Genomic DNA, 2,322 nt, shown 5'->3' with positions numbered 1-2,322 from the left:
GCGCTCGTTATTCACCATGTAACCTAAATTTGTTGGATTCGTTGTATTTAATTCTTCGTTATTCATTTTGATTTGCAGGGATGAGCCCATACAATACATATCCCCACCATAAAAGGTAGATTGTTTCTTTGCTAACAGTTCGTTTTCTTCATCATATATTTCTACGATTCCCTCAAATTCTAAAGAAGGAAGTAGAATGTCAATGCCTGTATGAGCTGCAGCTACAATGTTAGTAGACAGAATATTATCTGCGGTATCTTTTAATACAATCTTATAATTTTCATATAGCTGGCGCAGACGTAGCACATTACTTGTTGTCATAATGATTTTATTTATGTCTAGCGGCACAAATCCTTCTTCAGTTCCTCTTTTTAAAACCACACCTACTCGTTCAGCTGATAATGAATCTTTATTCGCATAATCAAAGAATGTATCTGTCTTTGTGTAAAAGTCCCATTGATCTTCTTTACATATTGCCAGCCACTCTTTATTGCTTTGTGAACTATTAGAAGCATAAGATTCAAGGAATTCAACCTTATTCTTCTCATTTTGATAGATCAGTAAGCCACCTTCATCTCCCTCTATTGTAGGAGCATAATCCACAATAACTTGAATTGCAAAGTTACTTTGTGGTTTATCAATTAACAGCATAACGTCTTTATCTGCAGAATGATTCATACGTAGGAATCCTTTTTTCACAGCATTGTTAAATACCCTTGATGGTGACATAAGCCATTTTGGATTTACGGAATCGAAATCATCTACAAATATTTTTCCGCTTTCTTTTTCGTATAAGGATACTTTTGACTTATTAAATAGATCTGATGATTGTAATTCTCCACCGAATACGTCAATTGCATCTATAATATTTTCTTGAGCTTCAATTACAACTGTATGAATACCTGCTGAAAGATTTAATTTCTCATATGCTAAACATTGTTGTAATGGAGATTTAGGAGAAATTGTGTAAGTTTCAGAAGAACCGTCTATTGTAATTTGTATTGGATATCGATAACTTGAGTAATTATTGTGTTCTGAAATAACTCGAATTCCAGTTCCCGAAAATGCAAACTCACAGGTGACAGGTTCGTTACCGTGATCACTATTATGAAAAGATACTGTATTGTTAAAGTAACCCTTAGAGTTTGCTAGATGATTCCAAGTGCCTGTATATTTAATATTACTATCCATATCATCAAATCGCTTCCAACCTGGTTCCGGTTCTTTTAATACATCACCGACTTTAGCACTTAAATCTGCGTAATCAACAGCAGTTAAAAACGTATAAAGATCCTTATCATTTGAACTAGTAGTGAAACCATCATAAGTTACCTCTATTCTATGGGGGCCTTTAGGTAAATCTAATTTCTCAAAACAGACTCTAAACATTGATGGAGGATTAGAGATTACCGAACCTTTAATCCAATTCCCACCATCTATTTTTACTTTTATATTGTAACGTTGTCCTGAACTATATTTTTGCATTATTCTGAAATCTGTTCCGGTAAATGTAAATGAAAATATATCATCATTTGTATTTCGGGGTCCAGTAGCTGCAATCCAACAGCCTTCTGCAGAAGGATTACTATTGTCACCTACTATAAACCAAGTAGCATTTGGGTATTTATCCTTATCTCTTACACCTTGAAAAAAAGTGTTAACGTTATCGAGTTGGAAATACTTACGATTCCATCCAGATTCCGGTTTCGGTAAACTATTTCCTAATTGAATTGTCATTCTATCACCCTATATTATCTAGTTTTCTTTAATGTAAGCTTGTTAACAAATAACTAATACTTCACATAGTTTCAAACCTATATTTTCCCTACACCCTCTATTTATTCTCCTTTTTCTATGCCTAACGCTCTTTCAGGTGAGGTAACTATATCTGCATACTAACTACTCAATCGTTCTTTACTACCAACAAAAAATCAATCCATATTCTCTTTTTAGTTCTCTATTATGATAGAATTCACAGAAAGTTCTCCGGCTAGACCCAGTGTTTATTCCAATGAAAACATTCTACATCTTTGTTATATAAAAACCGTTTTTGGGGTCAATTATAATTTCATTAATCTCGTTACTGTATCTATATCTTATTTACCTCAATTATGTTTTAGATGAACATTAAAATAAATTGGTTCAAATGCTAGAGAATATGTATCCTTTACAACCTTTACCCAAAAATCACGCGTACTTTGTGCAGCTACTGAATCAACCTGTATTTCATTCAAATAGTTATTACCATCTAATGAAATAAGGGCCCAGGTATAGCCGATTTTCTCCATGTACTGCTGGATTGATAGTTTTATATTTGTAGCA

At 33.3% G+C, this 2,322-nt stretch carries 1 protein-coding gene and 1 pseudogene; both read right to left on the bottom strand.

Features of this window, described 5'->3' with window-relative positions; translation table 11 throughout:
- Positions 1–1,737 (bottom strand): hypothetical protein (locus tag GFJ36_RS12520; protein WP_157349594.1); only part of this gene is annotated, 1,737 nt, incomplete at its 3' end.
- Positions 1,738–2,105: 368 nt separating this feature from the next.
- Positions 2,106–2,322: pseudogene (locus GFJ36_RS29110) on the bottom strand (hypothetical protein); the annotation flags it as partial.

It is taken from the genome of Bacillus sp. EE-W1 (genome assembly GCF_009760835.1).
GTDB classification, from domain to species: Bacteria; Bacillota; Bacilli; order Bacillales; family Bacillaceae_G; genus Bacillus_A; species Bacillus_A wiedmannii.
Note: the sequence above shows the minus strand (reverse complement) of the source record. Positions and strands in the feature narration are given on the sequence as shown.